This is a genomic window from Fulvivirga sp. M361, assembly GCF_007097395.1.
In the GTDB taxonomy this organism is placed as follows: Bacteria; Bacteroidota; Bacteroidia; order Cytophagales; family Cyclobacteriaceae; genus Fulvivirga.
Map to the genome: position 1 here is coordinate 1 of NZ_VKDC01000110.1, position 608 is coordinate 608.

General features: G+C 45.4%; 1 protein-coding gene. It reads right to left on the bottom strand.

Annotation, left to right across the window (positions count from 1 at the left end; all coding sequences use genetic code 11):
* Positions 1–608: cadherin repeat domain-containing protein (locus tag FNH22_RS31800; RefSeq protein ID WP_143402574.1), on the bottom strand; the 608-nt coding region annotated here is incomplete at both ends.

Consider the following 608-nt stretch of genomic DNA (forward strand, 5'->3'; position numbering starts at 1 on the left):
TATCTGGTCGGTTACGGTTACCGTCCAGGTTTCCGTATCCGAGTTGTTATCATTATCGGTAGCCGTGATTTCAATTTCATATACATTGTCAGTATTGGCATCTACCGGTGACAAAAAAAAAATATCTACCATGCTGACCACACCGGTGGTGCCGTTGATCGTAAAGTCCGCCGCATCTGCCCCGCCGCTGATGGTATAGGTCACATTGCCTATTGGCATATCACCACTAAGGTTAGGGGTCACCGAAGTATAGACCGAATTTTCATTGACATTGGCATTAGCGATGGCATCAATGGTAAACGATATAGTTTCTACCAGATCGTTTACAGTTACCGTCCAAGTCTCTGTATCCGAGTTATTGTCGTCATCGGTAGCCGTGATTTCAATTTCATATACATTGTCAGTATTGGCATCTACCGGTGACTCAAAGTCTCTGACTACCATGCTGACCACACCGGTGGTGCCGTTGATCGTAAAGTCTACTGCATCTGCTCCTCCACTGATAGTATAGGTCACATTGCCTATTGGCGTATCACCACTAAGGTTAGGGGTCACCGAAGTATAGACCGAATTTTCATTGACATTGGCATTAGCGATGGCATCAATGG